Consider the following 18,267-nt stretch of genomic DNA (forward strand, 5'->3'; position numbering starts at 1 on the left):
CATGTTAAGGGGCTTAAAAAAACCAATGGCAAAGCAAGACTATTACGAGATTTTAGGCGTTCCGAAAACTGCGGAAGAGCGTGAAATCAAAAAGGCGTATAAGCGCCTGGCCATGAAATTCCACCCGGATCGCAACCAGGGTGACAAAGAGGCTGAAGCCAAATTTAAAGAGATCAAAGAAGCCTACGAAGTCCTGACCGATGCACAGAAACGTGCGGCCTATGACCAGTACGGCCACGCAGCCTTCGAACAAGGCGGCATGGGCGGCGGTGGATTCGGTGGCGGCGGCTTTGGCGGCGGCGCTGACTTCAGCGATATCTTTGGCGATGTTTTCGGCGACATTTTTGGCGGCGGTCGTGGCCGTCAGCGCGCGGCGCGCGGCGCCGACCTGCGCTACAACATGGATCTGACGCTGGAAGAGGCCGTACGCGGCGTCACCAAAGAGATCCGTATTCCGACGCTGGAAGAGTGTGACGTTTGCCACGGCAGCGGCGCGAAAGCAGGCACCCAGCCGCAAACCTGTCCAACCTGTCACGGTTCCGGCCAGGTACAGATGCGTCAGGGCTTCTTCGCCGTGCAGCAGGCGTGTCCGCACTGTCATGGTCGCGGTACGCTGATTAAAGACCCCTGCACAAAATGCCACGGTCATGGTCGCGTTGAGAAAACCAAGACGCTGTCCGTTAAAATCCCGGCAGGCGTGGACACGGGCGACCGTATCCGTCTGGCAGGTGAAGGTGAGGCCGGCGAGCACGGTGCACCGGCAGGCGATCTGTACGTTCAGGTTCAGGTCAAGCAGCACGCCATCTTCGAGCGTGAAGGCAACAACCTGTACTGTGAAGTGCCCATCAACTTCGCCATGGCGGCACTCGGTGGCGAAATTGAAGTGCCAACGCTTGATGGTCGCGTCAATCTGAAGGTTCCAGGCGAAACCCAGACCGGCAAGCTGTTCCGCATGCGTGGTAAAGGTGTTAAATCCGTTCGCGGTGGTGCGCAGGGCGACCTGCTGTGCCGCGTGGTGGTTGAAACCCCGGTTGGCCTGAACGACAAGCAGAAACAGCTGCTGAAAGAGCTGCAGGAAAGTTTTGGCGGCCCGACGGGTGAGAAAAACAGCCCGCGCTCCAAAAGCTTCTTCGATGGCGTCAAAAAATTCTTCGACGATTTGACCCGCTGATCCGTTAGCTGGTGTTCATCTCAAAAAGCCCGGAAGCGATTTCGGGCTTTTTCTTTTTGTAGCTGTCCTCATGGCTATCATTCGGTAAAACTGAATATATACTCAACATTAATCTGCTTTTGCCGAGCTGTTTGGCCTGGTATTATGGTTTTACCGAAGTATTGCTGTAAGAGAGAGCCTACGTGAAATTAATACACCGTTTTTTTAGCAGTGAAGCATCAGGCGGCATCATCCTGATTATTGCCGCTGCGGCCGCGATGGCGCTGGCCAATATGGGTTTCACACGCGACTTTTACCACGCGTTTCTGGAAACTCCCGTCGAGCTGAAAGTCGGGGCGCTGGAAATTAACAAGAACATGCTGCTGTGGATCAACGATGCACTGATGGCCGTGTTTTTCCTGCTGGTAGGACTGGAGGTTAAGCGTGAGCTGGTCCTGGGTTCGCTTGCCAGCCGTCAGCGTGCCGCGTTCCCGGTGATTGCCGCATTCGGGGGGATGGTCATTCCGGCGTTGCTCTTCCTGGTGTTCACCTGGCAGGATCCGGTATCGCGTCATGGCTGGGCTATTCCGGCAGCAACGGATATCGCGTTTGCCCTGGGTGTGCTGGCCTTGCTGGGAAGCCGCGTGCCGGTGGCACTGAAAATCTTCCTGATGGCGCTGGCAATCATTGATGACCTGGGCGCGATTGTCATTATTGCGCTGTTCTACACCAGCGACCTGTCGATCCTGTCGTTGAGCGTTGCCGCAGGAGCGATTGCGGTACTGGCGCTGTTGAACATTTGCAACGTGCGCCGCATCGGGATCTACGTGCTGGTGGGGATGGTGCTGTGGACCGCGGTACTGAAATCAGGCGTGCACGCTACGCTCGCCGGGGTCATCGTCGGCTTCTTCGTTCCGCTTAAGCCGCAGGAGGGGAAATCGCCTGCTAAACAGCTGGAGCATGTGCTGCACCCGTGGGTCGCCTTTATGATCCTGCCGCTGTTTGCTTTCGCTAATGCAGGCGTTTCGCTGGAAGGGGTAACCCTTGAGGGACTGACCTCAATGCTGCCGCTGGGCATTATTGCCGGACTGTTTATTGGTAAGCCGCTGGGTATTAGCCTGTTCTGCTGGCTGGCGCTGAAGCTGAAGCTGGCGTCACTGCCGCACGGTACCACGTTTAAGCAGATCATGGCGGTGGGCGTGCTGTGCGGCATTGGGTTTACCATGTCGATCTTTATCTCAACGCTGGCTTTTGGTGCCCATGCGCCTGAGCTTATCGTCTGGGCGAAGCTGGGTATCCTTATCGGATCGTTACTGGCCGCAGTCACTGGCTATACCTTATTGAAGGTCAAACTGTCCGGACCGGTCGTTCAGGCATAACAGGAAACCGGGAGAAGAACACCTTCTCCCGCTACACGATCAGGGAGCGAAGACACGATGTCTCATTTGAATTACAACCACCTTTACTACTTCTGGCACGTCTATAAGCAGGGATCGGTCGTGGGGGCGGCAGAGGCGCTCTACCTGACGCCGCAGACCATCACCGGGCAAATCAAAGCGCTGGAAGAGCGGCTGCAGGGCAAGCTCTTTAAGCGCAAGGGCCGTGGGATTGAGCCAAGTGAGCTGGGCGAACTGGTTTTCCGCTACGCGGATAAGATGTTCACCTTAAGCCAGGAGATGCTGGATATTGTTAACTACCGCAAAGAGTCAAACCTGCTCTTTGACGTCGGCGTGGCGGATGCGTTGTCAAAACGGCTGGTCAGCGGCGTGCTGGATGCGGCGGTGGTCGAAGATGAGCAAATCCATCTGCGCTGTTTTGAGTCCACGCACGAGATGCTGCTGGAGCAGCTGAGCCAGCATAAGCTGGATATGATTATCTCGGACTGCCCGATCGACTCTACGCAGCAGGAAGGGCTGTTCTCTGTGAAGATTGGCGAATGCGGGGTCAGCTTCTGGTGCATTAACCCGCCGCCGGAAAAACCGTTTCCTGCCTGTCTGGAGGAGCGTCGTTTGCTGGTGCCAGGCCGGCGCTCCATGCTTGGGCGCAAACTGCTGAACTGGTTTAACTCTCAGGGACTGAAGGTGGAGATCCTCGGCGAGTTTGATGATGCTGCGCTAATGAAAGCCTTTGGTGAGGCGCATAACGCCATCTTCGTTGCACCGACACTGTACGTGCACGATCTCTATTCAGATAACAAGATTACGGAGATTGGCCGGGTCGATAACGTGATGGAGGAGTATCACGCGATATTTGCAGAAAGGATGATTCAACATCCGGCGGTACAGCGCATCTGTAACCGCGACTACTCGGCGCTGTTTACGCCACCGGCAATCTGAAGATATAAAAAAACCCGCGTTAAGCGGGTTCTTTTAAAACAAGCAACAACAAGTGGCGATTAAGCCAGTTTGTTGATCTGCGCGGTCAGGTTTGCTTTATGACGCGCTGCTTTGTTTTTGTGGATCAGACCTTTAGCAGCCTGACGATCCACGATTGGTTGCATTTCATTAAATGCGTTCTGCGCAGCAGCTTTGTCGCCAGCTTCGATAGCTGCGTATACTTTCTTGATGAAAGTACGCATCATAGAGCGACGGCTTGCATTGTGCTTACGAGCCTTTTCAGACTGGATAGCACGTTTCTTAGCTGATTTGATATTAGCCAAGGTCCAACTCCCAAATATGATCTATGTGGACAATTCAAAGGCCGAGGAATATGCCCTCTATACCTTCTTTTGTCAATGGATTTGTGCAAATAAGCGCCGTTGATTGGCGACGCTACGTTACGTAGTGATGGCGCAGGATTCTACCAGCTTGTCGTTCGTGAATACAGCTTTTCGGCACAAAAAACGCAGTTCACGGGCAGATTTTTTTGCTGTGAAAGGTCAGCCTGATGAAATCATTACGGCTTTCTGTTTTGCGCGAACAATCGCCGGTTAACCTTAACCGCTGTACAAGGTATACTTTGGCGATTTTCACTGTTTTGAGCCAGACATGAAGCTGATACGCGGCATACATAATCTCAGCAGAGCACCGCACGGGTGCGTGCTGACCATTGGTAATTTCGACGGCGTGCATCGTGGTCATCAGGCGCTGCTGCAGGGATTGCGTAAAGAAGGGGAGGCGCGTGGCCTGCCCGTTGTAGTGATGATTTTTGAGCCGCAGCCGCTGGAGCTGTTTGCCGGCGATAAATCACCGGCTCGCCTCACTCGCCTGCGCGAGAAGTTGCGCTACCTTGCAGAGTCCGGGGTGGACTACGTATTGTGCGTGCGTTTCGATCGCCGCTTTGCCGCGCTCACAGCACAAAATTTCGTCAGTGACCTGCTGGTCAGGCGCCTTGGCGTGCAGTTTCTGGCCGTGGGTGATGATTTCCGCTTTGGCGCTGGTCGTCAGGGCGATTTCTTGCTATTACAGAAGGCTGGCCTCGAGTACGGCTTTGATGTCACCAGCGCAATGACCTTTTGCGAAGGCGGCGTCCGGGTTAGCAGCACTGCGGTGCGTCAAGCGCTGGCCAACGATGAACTGGATACGGCGGAAACGCTGCTGGGACATCCGTTTAGCATTTCAGGCCGTGTGGTTCATGGCGATGCGCTGGGCCGCACCATAGGTTTCCCGACGGCGAATATACCGCTACGTCGTCAGGTCTCCCCGGTTAAAGGGGTATATGCGGTGGAAGTGGCTGGTCTGGGCGATAAACCGTATTTCGGTGTCGCCAATATTGGCACACGTCCTACAGTCGCCGGTGTCCGTCAACAATTAGAAGTGCACCTGCTGGACGTTGTAATGGACCTTTATGGTCGCCATATAGATGTGATACTGCGTAAAAAAATACGCAATGAGCAGCGATTTGCTTCGCTGGATGAACTAAAGGCGCAAATCGCGCGAGATGAATTAACGGCCCGCGAGTTTTTTGGGCGAGTAAACCCGGCTTAAATGCCTACGTGAAAAATACGGAACCGAGAATCTGATGAGTGACTATAAATCAACCCTGAATTTGCCGGAAACAGGGTTCCCGATGCGCGGCGATCTCGCCAAGCGCGAACCGGGAATGCTGGCGCGTTGGACCGATGATGACCTGTACGGCATCATCCGTGCAGCCAAAAAAGGCAAAAAAACCTTCATTCTGCATGATGGCCCTCCATATGCGAATGGCAGCATTCATATTGGTCACTCTGTAAACAAGATTCTGAAAGACATTATCGTGAAGTCCAAAGGCCTCGCGGGATATGACTCGCCTTACGTTCCGGGCTGGGACTGCCATGGTCTGCCAATTGAACTGAAAGTTGAGCAAGAGTTTGGTAAGCCGGGTGAGAAGTTCACCGCAGCAGAATTCCGCGCAAAATGTCGCGAATACGCGGCTACGCAGGTTGACGGTCAGCGTCAGGACTTTATCCGCCTGGGCGTGCTGGGTGACTGGTCACGTCCGTACCTGACCATGGACTTCAAAACCGAAGCCAACATCATCCGTGCGCTGGGTAAAATCATCGGTAACGGCCATCTGCACAAAGGCGCGAAGCCGGTGCACTGGTGCGTGGACTGCCGTTCTGCGCTGGCAGAAGCGGAAGTGGAGTATTACGACAAAACCTCTCCGTCTATCGACGTGGCCTTCCACGCGGTCGATCAGGAGGCGGTGAAAGCCAAATTTGGCGTGACCTCTGTCAACGGCCCCATCTCGCTGGTTATCTGGACCACCACCCCGTGGACGCTGCCAGCAAACCGCGCGATCTCCCTGTCCGGTGAGTTCGAGTACGCGCTGGTGCAGGTTGACGGTCAGGCGCTGATCCTGGCGAAAGATCTGGTCGAAAGCGTGCTGAAACGCGCGAACATCGCCGACTACACCGTGCTGGGCACCGTGAAAGGTGACGCGCTGGAGCTGATGCGCTTCAAACACCCGTTCCTGGACTTCGATGTGCCGGCGATTCTGGGCGATCACGTGACGCTGGATGCGGGTACCGGTGCGGTACATACCGCCGGTGGCCACGGTCCTGACGACTACAGCATCAGCCTGAAATACGGTCTTGAAATCGCTAACCCGGTGGGTCCTGACGGTTCTTACCTGCCAGGCACCTACCCGGCGCTGGACGGTATCAACGTCTTCAAAGCGAACGACATCATCGTTGACATGCTGCGCACCAGCGGCGCGCTGCTGCACGTTGAGAAAATGCAGCACAGCTATCCGTGCTGCTGGCGTCACAAATCTCCGATCATCTTCCGTGCGACCCCACAGTGGTTCATCAGCATGGATCAGAAAGGCCTGCGCGAGCAGTCCCTGAAAGAGATCAAAGGCGTGCAGTGGATCCCGGACTGGGGTCAGGCGCGTATCGAATCCATGGTCGCTAACCGTCCTGACTGGTGTATCTCCCGTCAGCGTACCTGGGGCGTGCCAATGTCTCTGTTCGTGCACAAAGAGACACAGGAACTGCACCCGAACACCCTGGCGCTGATGGAAGAAGTCGCGAAGCGTGTTGAAGTTGACGGCATTCAGGCATGGTGGGATCTCGATTCCCGCGACATCCTGGGCGCTGATGCAGACAACTACGAGAAAGTGCCTGATACCCTGGACGTGTGGTTTGACTCCGGTTCAACGCACGCGTCTGTTGTTGACGTGCGTCCGGAATTTGCCGGCCACGCGGCAGATATGTATCTGGAAGGTTCTGACCAACACCGCGGCTGGTTCATGTCATCGCTGATGATTTCCACCGCCATGAAAGGTAAAGCACCGTATCGCCAGGTGCTGACCCACGGTTTCACCGTGGATGGTCAGGGCCGTAAGATGTCTAAATCGATCGGTAACACCGTCTCTCCGCAGGACGTGATGAACAAACTGGGCGCGGACATTCTGCGTCTGTGGGTTGCTTCTACCGACTATACCGGCGAAATGGCGGTGTCGGACGAGATCCTGAAACGTGCTGCCGACAGCTATCGTCGTATCCGTAACACCGCGCGCTTCCTGCTGGCGAACCTGAACGGGTTCGATCCGGTAAAAGATATGGTGAAACCGGAAGAGATGGTGGTGCTGGATCGCTGGGCGGTAGGCTGCGCGAAAGCGGCACAGGAAGATATCCTGAAGGCTTACGAATCTTACGATTTCCACGAAGTGGTGCAGCGCCTGATGCGCTTCTGCTCCATCGAGATGGGCTCGTTCTACCTCGACATCATCAAAGACCGCCAGTACACCGCGAAAGCGGACAGCGTGGCGCGTCGTAGCTGCCAGACTGCGCTGTTCCACATCGCAGAAGCGCTGGTTCGCTGGATGGCACCGATCATGTCCTTCACCGCAGATGAAATCTGGGGTTACCTGCCAGGCGACCGTGAGAAGTATGTCTTCACCGGCGAGTGGTATGAAGGTCTGTTCGATCTCTCCAGCACCGAAGCGATGAACGATGCCTTCTGGGACGAGCTGCTGAAAGTGCGTGGCGAAGTGAACAAGGTTATCGAGCAGGCGCGTGCAGACAAGAAAGTCGGCGGCTCGCTGGAAGCGGCAGTTACCCTGTACGCCGAGCCAGAGCTGGCGGCGAAACTGACGGCGCTGGGCGATGAATTACGATTTGTCCTGTTGACCTCCGGTGCGAAAGTTGCGGATTATGCCCAGGCGTCTGCTGATGCACAGCAGAGCGAACTGCTCAAAGGACTGAAAGTCGCACTGAGCAAAGCCGAAGGTGATAAATGCCCGCGTTGCTGGCATTACACCACTGATGTCGGCCAGGTGGCGGAACACGCAGATATCTGCGGACGCTGTGTCAGCAACGTCGCCGGTGACGGCGAGAAACGTAAGTTTGCCTGATGAGTAAAACTCTCTGTTCAACAGGACTGCGCTGGCTGTGGCTGGTGGTGGTAGTGCTGATTATCGATCTGGGCAGCAAGTTCCTGATCCTCCAGAATTTTGCTCTGGGGGAGACGGTGTCGCTGTTCCCGTCGCTTAACCTGCATTACGCACGTAACTACGGTGCGGCGTTTAGTTTCCTTGCTGACAGCGGTGGCTGGCAGCGCTGGTTCTTTGCAGGTATCGCTATCGGTATCTGCGTGGTGCTATCGCTGCTGATGTACCGTTCGAAGGCAACACAAAAGCTAAATAACATCGCCTATGCGCTGATTATCGGTGGCGCGCTGGGCAACCTGTTTGATCGCCTGTGGCACGGCTTTGTGGTCGATATGATCGACTTCTATGTCGGCGACTGGCACTTTGCGACCTTTAACCTCGCCGACAGCGCAATTTGCATCGGCGCGGCGTTAATCGTGCTGGAAGGCTTCTTGCCGAACGCGGCCGCGAAGAAACAGGCTTAAATGTAAATGCCGGGTGGCGCATGCGCCCCCGGCCTACAGAATGTCTGGCCTCCCGTCTCTCACCGGTGGGTCAAAACAAGCGAGCAATTTGCATGTCTAAATCCGTACAGAGCAACAGCGCGGTTCTCGTTCATTTCACGCTGAAACTGGATGATGGCTCCACGGCTGAATCCACCCGCAATAACGGCAAACCCGCCCTGTTTCGTCTCGGCGACACCTCCCTGTCTGAAGGTCTTGAGCAACAGCTGCTTGGCCTGAAAGAAGGCGAGAAAAAGGCATTTTCGCTGGAGCCGGATGCCGCGTTTGGCGTGCCAAGCCCGGACCTTGTTCAGTACTTCTCGCGCCGCGAGTTTATGGATGCAGGTGAGCCGGAAATCGGGGCGATCATGCTCTTTACCGCTATGGATGGCAGCGAAATGCCTGGCGTGATCCGCGAAATCAATGGTGACTCCATCACCGTTGACTTCAACCATCCGCTTGCCGGGCGCACCGTCCATTTTGATATTGAAGTGCTGGAGATCGATCCGGTACTGGAGGCCTGAAATGCAGATCCTGTTGGCTAACCCGCGCGGCTTTTGCGCCGGTGTAGACCGCGCTATCAGCATTGTTGAAAACGCGCTCGAGATTTACGGCGCGCCGATTTATGTGCGTCACGAAGTGGTGCATAACCGTTATGTCGTCGACAGCCTGCGCGAGCGTGGCGCGATCTTCATTGAGCAGATCAGCGAAGTGCCTGACGGCGCGATCCTGATTTTCTCCGCGCACGGGGTTTCTCAGGCGGTGCGTAACGAAGCGAAAAGCCGCGATCTGACCGTGTTCGACGCCACCTGCCCATTAGTGACCAAAGTGCATATGGAAGTGGCGCGCGCCAGCCGTCGTGGTGAAGAGTCGATCCTGATTGGCCATGCCGGCCACCCGGAAGTCGAAGGTACCATGGGCCAGTACAGCAACCCGGAAGGGGGGATGTACCTGGTGGAGTCGCCGGAAGATGTGTTTACGCTGAACGTCAAAAATGAAACGCGTCTCTCGTTTATGACCCAGACGACGCTCTCCGTTGACGATACGTCGGACGTGATTGACGCCCTGCGCCAGCGCTTCCCGAAAATCGTCGGCCCGCGTAAGGACGACATTTGCTACGCCACCACCAATCGCCAGGAAGCGGTGCGTGCTCTGGCTGAACAGGCGGACGTGGTGCTGGTTGTCGGTTCGAAAAATTCCTCTAACTCCAACCGTCTGGCTGAACTTGCGCAGCGAATGGGGAAAGCGGCCTATCTGATTGATGATTCCAGCGATATCCAGGAAGCGTGGGTGAAAAACGTGGCCTGTGTCGGGGTAACCGCCGGCGCCTCGGCTCCGGATATCCTGGTGCAGAACGTGATTTCCCGTCTGCAGGAACTGGGCGGCGGCGAAGCGGTCCCGCTGGAAGGACGCGAAGAGAATATTGTTTTCGAGGTCCCGAAAGAGCTGCGTATCGACGCACGCGAAGTCGAGTAAGTTTCCTCGCGCATGACCCGAATGCCGGCCACGTCAGTGGCCGGCATTTTTATCGCTGATTAACTGTGATTCACCTGACACATTGCGCCTTTGATGCGCAGGTTAATCGTTTAAATTGTTATGCTGGGCGGGTTGTTCTCCTCGGGCCGGAGAAGACGATGACTTCAGATATTATCCTGCCGCCTCTGGTGGCCTGGGCCAGTGGTACACTTGCCCGCGGCGCACTTATTCTTAAATCCACACGCCTTGCCGATCTCAATGGTTTGTTTGCCGATCGAGACGCCTGGGCACAATGCGATCCGCATCAGACGGTGTATGACGTCGAAATGCTGGAATCGCCTGCACAGGAAGGGGCGTTGTTTGTCGGCGTTACCCATTTACATGCAGGTAAAATTGGCCGGGAATTTTTTATGACCCGCGGCCATTTTCATCAACGTCGTGAACAGGGCGAAGTCTATTTTGGACTGCGGGGAAGTGGCCTGCTTTTACTCCAGACGACATCCGGCGAAACCCGTCTGGAGTGCGTGATGCCGGGATCCGTCCATATTATTGCGCCTTTTACCGCCCACCGTTTAATCAATACCGGTGAGACCACGCTCTCTTCACTCGCGGTCTGGCCCGCCGTCGCCGGACACGACTATGCCGCGTTACCCCACGGTTTTGCCGTGCGGGTATTGGCCACTGACGGTGGCTGGGAGGTTCAGAATGGATAACTTTGGGCTCGACATGACCATCACCCGGCACCCGCTGGGGTTCAGCTACGGTGATGACGTCACCGGCCCGATGCCAGAGGTCCGTACGCTTGATGAGATCCGCGCGTCGTTACGGGATCCTGACTGCTCAGGGCCGGAAGACGTTTATGCTATCGCGATGGATGTCGCCCGTCTGGCAGACCGGCAGGAGCTGAAAAAACGCATGCTGCTGTTTGGGGTCGTGACCTACGCGACGGGAACGCTGGGTGAAGAGCCGATCCGCAGCCAGGGGCATGTTCACTGTAAAAGCCGTCACAGCGGCTGGTCTCCGCCCGAGCTGTATGAAATCTGGCAGGGGCGCGCCATTATCTATATGCAGGAGTTTGTTGCGGACGATCCCGGGCGCTGTTTCGCCGTACTGGCCGGGCCGGGTGAAAAGGTCCTGGTTCCGCCTGGCTGGGGGCATGCCACTATCTCTGCCTCGCCGGATGAACCGCTGACCTTCGGTGCGTGGTGCGACAGGGAATATGGTTTTGAATATGAAGCCGTGCGGGCGCGTAAAGGACTGGCCTGGTATCCGCTGCTGCAGGGGAGCCATATCATCTGGCAGCACAACACGCATTATCTGCCGGGGCGGCTACAGATGATCACACCGCGTCGCTACAGCGAATTCGGCCTGACGGATGAGCCTGTCTATACGCAATTTATTGCCGATCCTGCTCGCTTTCAGTTTATCTCTCGCCCGGATAAAGTGGCCGAGCTGTGGCATAACTTCCACCCATAAAAAAACCGGGGCATTGCCCCGGCTGTCTTATCCGGCAAACAGACCTGATGCGACGCCCAGCGCCGCCAGCGCAAGCAACACAATCATGGCCCTGACCGGGGAGACGCCACGTTTCGCCATCAAATACCAGGTGCCCAGAACCACCAGAAGCGGTAATAGCTGCGGGAAGATACCGTCAAGCATCTGCTGAACATGGATGTTAACCCCGTCACGGGTGATAAATTCCAGCCCGGTGCCCAGCTTAACGTAGCTTGCCGCCACGCCGCCCATCACAAATACACCCAGCAGAGACAAAGCTTCGCGCAGTCGCGTTGACTTGCTGCTCACCAGCATCTCGACCGACCCTGAGCCCATCTGATAGCCTTTCAGAAACAGAAACCAGGATCCCGGGATAATGATGGCCAGCCAGGCGACGGTGTAGAACAACGGGCCAAGAACATTTCCTCCGGCGGCAAGCGCCATACCGATGCTCAGCAAAATGGGGATCAGCATGCCGGGGATCATTGAGTCACCAATCCCCGCGATTGGCCCCATCAGCCCCACCTTCAGGGTATTGATCGTTTCGCCATCAATGGGCTCGCCGTTGGCTTTTTTCTCTTCCAGCCCAAGCGCCATACCGTTTACGATGGCACCGATCTGCGGCTCCGTGTTGTAAAACGAGGCGTGGCGGCGCAGCATCTCGGTGCGCTGGGCGGCATCCGGATAGAGTTTTTTGGCGACCGGTAACATGCTCAGACAGAAGCCGAACGATTCCAGACGCTCGAAGCTCATCGAAGAGAGGTTATGCATCATCCACGCTCGCCAGCAGCGGCGCAGATCTTTTCGGGTCAGTTTACGGTCTTCCATCAGAATTCATCCTCATCGTCGGCGGGCCTACCCGGCGTGACAGCCTGCGGCGCTTCCGGCTTGTAGTTGTAATGAATTAACGCCAGCAGGGCGCCCACAATCACCAGCGCCACCATGTTGAGCTTCAGGAACACAATGCATATGAAGCCCACCAGGAAGTAGATCAGCATGCTGTAGCTTTTGATGATCTGCTTAAGCAGGATGGCGATCCCAACGGCCGGTAAGATGCCCCCCAGCACGTTCATGGTCGAAAGCACGATGCCGGGCAGACTGTCCATAAACCCGCTGATGTACTGCGCGCCAAAATAGACGGCGATAAACGTCGGCACAAAGCGCAGAACAAAGTTCATCACCTGCGGCCAGACTGCGCTGTTAAGATAAATTCCGCGCTCATCGCCGAGCTCAAGCGCCACGTCGGCGCGGTGGTTCCAGAACGAGTTCAATACCATCATGGCGTTAAACAGGATCGTTCCGGCAATGCCAATGGTCGCCGCCAGCGCCACGGCCACCTCTGGCCCTTTGCCCGACAGAATGCCCAGCGCGATAGCGGGATAAGCGACAAAATTGAGGTCGGCAGGCATTGAACCGCCGGGGGTGACCATCGCGATATAAACGGCCTGCACCGCCACACCAATCATGATCCCGGTTTTAACGTCGCCCAGAATCAGGCCCACCAGCATCCCCGAAACCAGCGGGCGGGAGATGAGATACCAGCCGCCCGTCAGGCCAAACAGCCAGGGACTACTGAGTGCACCGAGATAGCAAAGCAGACCGATGAGAGAAGCTTCGAAAATCATCATGCGCTCCTTATTTCAGTTTTTGCCGGGCGTCCTGCCAGCTGTAAAAACTGGCATCGGGCACCAGACGAAACTCGATGGCATGTCCCTGTTCAGTCAGCCAGTCAAAGGCTGCTGCCTCCTCTGGCGTTACGGACTGATTAGGGCCAATGGTGGTGGTGTTGGCGCGGGCACTCATTGGCCCGACGTTAATTTTGCCATTGCCGTTCTTCAGGCTTATGCCTGCCTGTTCAAGGCGTTGCAGGGTGACAGGCGATTTGCCAATCACGAAGTAGCGCTTATCGCTGGCAATCACTTTCGGCAGCTTTTCGATGGCGGTCAGGGTATCGAACAGCCACACTCTGGTATCTGACACCGCGCCTTTCATTACCGACGAGAGCAGCGGATCGGCCGCGACGGCATCGTCAATTGCCACGATGCCATCACAGGGCAGCTCTTTGGCCCAGCGCGTGACGAGCTGCCCGTGGATCACCCGGTCGTCAATACGTACAAACGAAATGCTCATATAAGCTCCTTAGAAATCGTCGTTCTGGGCGGATTCCACCCGTTTTGCCTGAACCAGGGTGGGCTGCGTTAATTCGATGAGCTGCGCGGCGGCGGCATGGACATCCCGGGCCATCAGAATGTCGTCGGTGAGCAAGAGCATGGGGAAGTTGACTCCCGCCACCACGGCGACCGGTGGATGCGTCTGGGGATTAAACGCGTATTCACAGGCCACATTCCACGGCGTTCCGCTCTGCATATCGCACAGGACGACGATGCCGTCTGCGCCCGCACCTGCGCGGTGGTATGCCGCAGCGAAATCACGGCGAAACCCCGCTATGCCAGCCTGTGCGTTCAGACATACCGCCTGTCGATGAGGAAGATCGCCATACACCATTTTTCCGCTTTCCAGCAGGGCGGTGGCCAGCGGGCCGTGTGTCGCCACAATAATGTGAATCATGGTTAACCTCTTACCCAGGCTTTAATGGTGGCAATGGATTTACCACAGCTCGGCCCTGACGGAGAAATACGGTATTCGCCTGCGTCAGCGGGGACGATAAACGTTTCTGCGTAGTGCACGACGAACGGGGCGAATGCGCCGCCGGGGCTGTCTACCGTCGCCTCTTCACCTTCAACAAGATTAAGGACATTCACACCTCCGTGGGGGGAGTGCGTTACCGGTTCACTGAACCAGTGGCGACGCGTTTCGATGAATTCACGCTCGTGAAGCCCGGTCCGCTCTTCGCGCCAGCCGGTGTCTTCGCCGAGGGGTTCACACTGATTCACAAGATGCTGTTCGACCCACTGCGTATCGCGTTGCCAGTCGATCACCTTTTCGCCATGCGCCAGATGAACCGGGCGGGGCTGCCCATCCATTCCCAGTCGTCCCCAGTCCCAGAGCTTGAAGGTGAAAATGTATGGCGTGGCGCTGATCTCAAGTACCACGGTTCCTGCTCCAGAACAGTGAACCGTACCGGCGGGGATCAAAAAATGATCGTGCTTGTTCGCCGCAAGATGATTGACGAAGCGGGCGTCGTCGAACGGCTTTTCACCGCGGCTGGCCCGTCTGAGGTCGTCCATCATCTCTTCGGGCCGGGTACCCGTTCGGGTCCCCAGATACACCTGAGCCCCTGGCTCTGCCTCAAGGATGTAATAGCTCTCATCCTGGGTGTAATGCATACCAAAATGCTGCTGTATGTACTCCGTGGTCGGATGCACCTGAAAACTCAGGTTCTGCCCGCCGAGGGTATCTAGCAGGTCAAAGCGGATGGGAAATTCCGCACCAAAACGGGCATGCACTTTTTCACCCAGCAGCGCCCGGGGGTGCAGCAGCACCAAATCCTGAGAGGGGATCTCGATCCGCACCGCGCCGTAACGAAGCAACAGGCTGTTTTCCTCGGGCACGCAGTCAAAACACCATGCGTAGTTAGGCGCAGAGGGATCGAGATCGAATTTCTGTTTCATCCATTGTCCGCCCCAGACGCCGGGGTCGAAAAAGGGCACTACACGAAAAGGACGTTGGGTGGTATGTTGCAACCCGGCGCGCAGCGCATCGCCGCCGACCATCGCCGGATTATCCGCCTGGGTGGTATCCAGGAGAAAATCAGTACGCCGTAGCAGCGGGGTTTTGTGACGATCGAATACGCGCCATTCAATGAAAAAGGCGCGTTTGTAGCGACGCAGAATATCCTCGTGTTGGTTCGCCGCGCCCCAGTTAGCCAGTTCACCGCTGCGCATGCGCTGCTGGATCTCCCAGCGCGGTAAATCGGCGTAGACCAGAATATCGCCTGCATTAACCAGCGCGGCACCCGGCCCGTAAATAACGATTATCCCTTCGCGGCACAGTTCGACCTGCGCCTGCAACGCCTCGCGTTTCACCGGGTCGATGAATTCCTCGAGCTGGTGGCAGGAGAGCACGCCGAAGACGCGGTCGTCAGTGAGATGTCGGGCCAGCAGCCGGCTTAAAGCGTGTTCGTCGAGACGCATCTGTTCGGCATTGAGCGTCAGCGTGGCCCCCAATGCTGGCAGCAGTTTTGTCTCCAGTTCCTCCAGCCTGACGCCGGGGTAGCAGTCAATGACCAGTACGGTGCGTGTATATTGACCCGCTCTGCGGGTAAGCTCGCGCACAATCGCGTCCCAGCCCTGCCAGGCACAATCGTCATACCCCTCTACTGCGACTTCCGGGAATTTATCGTAAGTTGCCATCTTTTCTCTCCGTCTTCGTTGCTTAAGGTTATTCGATTAACCTTGTTTGGGAAGGGTGATTAACGCGATTAACCCGCCAGTTCTGGCGATAAGTGGCGAAAAGGCGGCCATTATGTGAAGGGGCTCACGCGCAAAAGTGCAAAATTGAGGTTATTCGATTAATCTGATGTGAACGACAAGGAGCGATCATGACGGGTATCACGCTGGCTGATGTGGCAAAACGCGCCGGGGTTTCAACCGCCACCGTATCAATGGTGCTGTGTAATAAAGGGCGGATCTCGCAACGGACCCGGGAGCGCGTACTTCAGGCGCTGGATGAATCGGGCTATGTTTACAATCAGACGGCAGCCAACCTGCGAAACCGCAGCAGTAATCAGGTGGGGCTCCTGTTGCATGACATCACGAACCCTTTTTATGGCGAAATGACGGCAGGTCTAAGCCATGAGATGGAACGCCACGACCTTCTGCTGTTTCTGGCAAACAGCGAAGAGTCGTCCGAGCGACAGCAAAAGTTTGTGGATTCGCTGATGCGTAACAACGTCTGTGGCATGGTGCTGTGTGCCGCGCGAGAAACCCCGCAGGCCTTTTTCGATGGTCTTAAGCGACGCAATATTCCGGCAATTATGGTCGTGCGACCGCTAAACGATCCGGACTTTGATTTTGTGGGAACCGATAACTTCCTTGGCACCCAAATGGCGACAGAGCATCTTCTGAGGATGGGGCATCGTCAGATTGCCTTTATCGGCGGTAGCCTGAATTCGGGGTCTCGCGCTCAGCGTATCGGCGGATTTACCAGTAAATTACTGGAGTATGGTGTGACGCCGAATCCCGAATGGATCGTCACCTCACAGGCAAGCCAGAGTGATGGCGCGCGCGTGGCGGAAGCGTTGTTGATGAACCATCCGCAAATTACCGCGGCAGTGTGTTATCAGGACATTGTTGCCCTTGGCGTTATGCAGTGTTTACGCAAAATGGGACGCGAGCCGGGACGCCATTTTGCCCTGGTGGGCTTTGACGATATTACCGAGGCCGGGCTGGTACAGCCTGCACTGACTACCGTCTCCGTTGCCGCGAAGGAGATAGGGCGTAAGGCCGGCGAGCTGCTTTTCAGCCGGATACAGGGGAACCGGGAGCCGGCGAAACGCATTATTTTACCGCCCGCGCTGGTGGTCCGCGAATCATGCGGTTTTCGCTGAAGATTATGCCTTTTGCTGATATTTCTTCCTGTTTATCATTAAATTCTAATTATCGTCGTTTTCAGTTGGCAGCATCTGCAAAGGCTAGTTAATCTGAAAACGGTTTACATCATTTTAACGTAAGAGAATAACTATGCATGATGCACAGATCCGTGTCGCCATTGCGGGCGCGGGTGGACGTATGGGTCGCCAGCTGATTCAGGCGGCACTACAGATGGATGGCGTGGCACTGGGCGCGGCGCTGGAGCGTGACGGCTCATCGTTGCTTGGCGCTGACGCGGGTGAGCTGGCGGGCGCGGGTAAGACAGGCGTTACCGTGCAGAGCAGCCTGGAGGCGGTAAAAGATGACTTTGATGTGTTCATCGATTTTACCCGTCCGGAAGGCACGCTCACGCATCTGGCATTTTGCCGTCAGCACGGTAAAGGAATGGTGATCGGCACCACCGGTTTTGATGATGCCGGGAAGCAGGCCATTCAGGATGCCTCACACGAGATTGCGATTGTCTTCGCCGCAAACTTTAGCGTGGGGGTGAACGTCATGCTGAAGCTGCTGGAGAAGGCAGCGAAGGTCATGGGCAGTTATACCGACATTGAGATTGTTGAAGCGCACCATCGTTATAAAGTCGACGCGCCATCCGGTACGGCGCTGGCGATGGGGGAAGCGATTGCTCATGCACTGGATAAAGATTTGAAAGACTGCGCGGTCTACACCCGTGAAGGGCACACCGGTGAACGTGTTCCCGGCACGATTGGTTTTGCTACCGTCCGCGCGGGCGATATCGTCGGCGAACATACGGCGATGTTCGCCGATATTGGGGAACGCGTCGAGATTACGCATAAGGCATCCAGCCGGATGACGTTTGCAAATGGCGCTGTACGCTCCGCCTTGTGGTTAAAAGGCAAGGGAAATGGTCTTTTTGATATGCGAGATGTGCTCGATCTCAACAATTTGTAACCGTTATTACCCATCGTGATGTGGTTATTGCAGTCGTAATGCTTTGATTGCATAGGGCAATATTTTATTGCCCTTTTATTTTATGTCTTTCATCATGATTTCATGAATTTACACACTAAAGTTCATCTCTTCTTCGTGTTTTGTGTTATCTGAATGTAAATTTTGACCGTCCGGTCCACTTTTTGATGCCACGAAGCTGTCTTTCCCATTAAACTTGCCGCGCAAGCGTTTCCCGCAGTGATTTACCTGATCTTTTTGCCGCTTAAGCTCTCCTGGCTCTCTCAGGCTCGCAAAAGAATATGACAAATCTCCGTTTTAAGTTGACTTTTAGCCACCAAATCCCCAGAATGCCGCCGTTTGCCAAAAATCCGCTGGCAACACATTTGCA

At 55.8% G+C, this 18,267-nt stretch carries 18 protein-coding genes and 1 pseudogene; 13 read left to right on the forward strand and 6 right to left on the reverse strand.

Annotated elements, in window-relative coordinates; translation table 11 throughout:
- The first annotated feature begins 25 nt into the window (after nt 1–25).
- From dnaJ to nhaR, 3 genes are all read left to right on the forward strand, one after another.
- Nucleotides 26–1,171: a molecular chaperone DnaJ gene (gene dnaJ, locus JTA15_RS20850; RefSeq protein ID WP_020882543.1), complete on the forward strand. Its 1,146-nt coding sequence runs from the start codon at nt 26–28 to the stop codon at nt 1,169–1,171.
- A gap of 182 nt (nt 1,172–1,353) precedes the next feature.
- Nucleotides 1,354–2,529, forward strand: coding sequence for a Na+/H+ antiporter NhaA (gene nhaA / locus JTA15_RS20855; RefSeq protein ID WP_151712091.1), 1,176 nt, complete (start codon nt 1,354–1,356; stop codon nt 2,527–2,529).
- Between the two features lie 57 nt (nt 2,530–2,586).
- The gene (nhaR, locus tag JTA15_RS20860) at nt 2,587–3,486 is read left to right on the forward strand and encodes a transcriptional activator NhaR (protein WP_014168572.1); all 900 of its coding nucleotides are present in this window, start codon (nt 2,587–2,589) and stop codon (nt 3,484–3,486) included.
- Between the two features lie 59 nt (nt 3,487–3,545).
- Here nhaR and rpsT read toward each other — a convergent pair whose 3' ends face one another.
- A complete protein-coding gene (rpsT, locus tag JTA15_RS20865) occupies nt 3,546–3,809 on the reverse strand; it encodes a 30S ribosomal protein S20 (RefSeq protein WP_008502037.1) in 264 nt (87 codons plus the stop codon).
- 102 nt (nt 3,810–3,911) lie between these two features.
- Between rpsT and JTA15_RS21870 the strand changes: the two are divergent.
- The 8 genes and pseudogenes from JTA15_RS21870 to JTA15_RS20900 all read left to right on the forward strand — a co-directional run bounded on the left by JTA15_RS21870 (nt 3,912) and on the right by JTA15_RS20900 (nt 11,397).
- Nucleotides 3,912–4,130, forward strand: a pseudogene (locus JTA15_RS21870) (DUF2575 domain-containing protein).
- Nucleotides 4,131–4,137: 7 nt separating this feature from the next.
- Complete coding sequence (gene ribF / locus JTA15_RS20870) at nt 4,138–5,076, forward strand: bifunctional riboflavin kinase/FAD synthetase (RefSeq protein WP_014168574.1); 939 nt, start codon at nt 4,138–4,140, stop codon at nt 5,074–5,076.
- Nucleotides 5,077–5,110: 34 nt separating this feature from the next.
- Complete coding sequence (gene ileS / locus JTA15_RS20875; protein WP_047955029.1) at nt 5,111–7,927, forward strand: isoleucine--tRNA ligase; 2,817 nt, start codon at nt 5,111–5,113, stop codon at nt 7,925–7,927.
- A complete protein-coding gene (lspA, locus tag JTA15_RS20880; RefSeq protein WP_020882545.1) occupies nt 7,927–8,427 on the forward strand; it encodes a signal peptidase II in 501 nt (166 codons plus the stop codon). Before ileS ends, lspA begins: the two co-directional genes overlap by 1 nt.
- 92 nt (nt 8,428–8,519) lie before the next feature.
- Complete coding sequence (fkpB, locus tag JTA15_RS20885) at nt 8,520–8,969, forward strand: FKBP-type peptidyl-prolyl cis-trans isomerase (protein WP_020882546.1); 450 nt, start codon at nt 8,520–8,522, stop codon at nt 8,967–8,969.
- 1 nt (nt 8,970) lies between these two features.
- Entirely contained in the window at nt 8,971–9,921 is a 951-nt protein-coding gene (gene ispH / locus JTA15_RS20890; RefSeq protein ID WP_020882547.1) for a 4-hydroxy-3-methylbut-2-enyl diphosphate reductase, read from the forward strand.
- A 158-nt stretch (nt 9,922–10,079) separates the two neighbouring features.
- A complete protein-coding gene (locus JTA15_RS20895) occupies nt 10,080–10,634 on the forward strand; it encodes a glucose-6-phosphate isomerase family protein (protein WP_032681684.1) in 555 nt (184 codons plus the stop codon).
- Nucleotides 10,627–11,397, forward strand: a complete 771-nt coding sequence (locus tag JTA15_RS20900) for a glucose-6-phosphate isomerase family protein (protein ID WP_059306838.1) — start codon at nt 10,627–10,629, stop codon at nt 11,395–11,397. Before JTA15_RS20895 ends, JTA15_RS20900 begins: the two co-directional genes overlap by 8 nt.
- 27 nt (nt 11,398–11,424) lie before the next feature.
- Here JTA15_RS20900 and JTA15_RS20905 read toward each other — a convergent pair whose 3' ends face one another.
- Genes JTA15_RS20905 through JTA15_RS20925 form a run of 5 tightly spaced genes read right to left on the reverse strand, consistent with a single transcriptional unit; the run spans nt 11,425 to nt 15,728 of the window.
- Nucleotides 11,425–12,243 carry a PTS system mannose/fructose/sorbose family transporter subunit IID gene (locus JTA15_RS20905; RefSeq protein ID WP_040018597.1) on the reverse strand — a complete coding sequence of 273 codons (819 nt, stop codon included), beginning with the start codon at nt 12,241–12,243 and terminating at the stop codon, nt 11,425–11,427.
- On the reverse strand, nt 12,243–13,040 hold the full coding sequence (locus JTA15_RS20910) for a PTS sugar transporter subunit IIC (protein ID WP_025205460.1): 798 nt from the start codon (nt 13,038–13,040) through the stop codon (nt 12,243–12,245). The genes JTA15_RS20905 and JTA15_RS20910 overlap by 1 nt, the downstream gene beginning before the upstream one ends.
- A gap of 10 nt (nt 13,041–13,050) precedes the next feature.
- Nucleotides 13,051–13,545: a PTS sugar transporter subunit IIB gene (locus JTA15_RS20915; protein WP_025205458.1), complete on the reverse strand. Its 495-nt coding sequence runs from the start codon at nt 13,543–13,545 to the stop codon at nt 13,051–13,053.
- A 9-nt stretch (nt 13,546–13,554) separates the two neighbouring features.
- On the reverse strand, nt 13,555–13,983 hold the full coding sequence (locus tag JTA15_RS20920; RefSeq protein ID WP_025205457.1) for a PTS sugar transporter subunit IIA: 429 nt from the start codon (nt 13,981–13,983) through the stop codon (nt 13,555–13,557).
- A gap of 2 nt (nt 13,984–13,985) precedes the next feature.
- The gene (locus JTA15_RS20925; RefSeq protein WP_219372683.1) at nt 13,986–15,728 is read right to left on the reverse strand and encodes a class I mannose-6-phosphate isomerase; all 1,743 of its coding nucleotides are present in this window, start codon (nt 15,726–15,728) and stop codon (nt 13,986–13,988) included.
- A 188-nt stretch (nt 15,729–15,916) separates the two neighbouring features.
- On the opposite strand from JTA15_RS20925, the gene JTA15_RS20930 reads away from it, so the two are divergent.
- Nucleotides 15,917–16,924 carry a LacI family DNA-binding transcriptional regulator gene (locus JTA15_RS20930; RefSeq protein WP_020882554.1) on the forward strand — a complete coding sequence of 336 codons (1,008 nt, stop codon included), beginning with the start codon at nt 15,917–15,919 and terminating at the stop codon, nt 16,922–16,924.
- A gap of 133 nt (nt 16,925–17,057) precedes the next feature.
- A complete protein-coding gene (gene dapB, locus JTA15_RS20935; RefSeq protein ID WP_047955034.1) occupies nt 17,058–17,879 on the forward strand; it encodes a 4-hydroxy-tetrahydrodipicolinate reductase in 822 nt (273 codons plus the stop codon).
- Nucleotides 17,880–18,267: the final 388 nt, after the last annotated feature.

Source organism: Enterobacter sp. BIDMC 29 (genome assembly GCF_019378755.1).
In the GTDB taxonomy this organism is placed as follows: Bacteria; Pseudomonadota; Gammaproteobacteria; order Enterobacterales; family Enterobacteriaceae; genus Enterobacter; species Enterobacter ludwigii.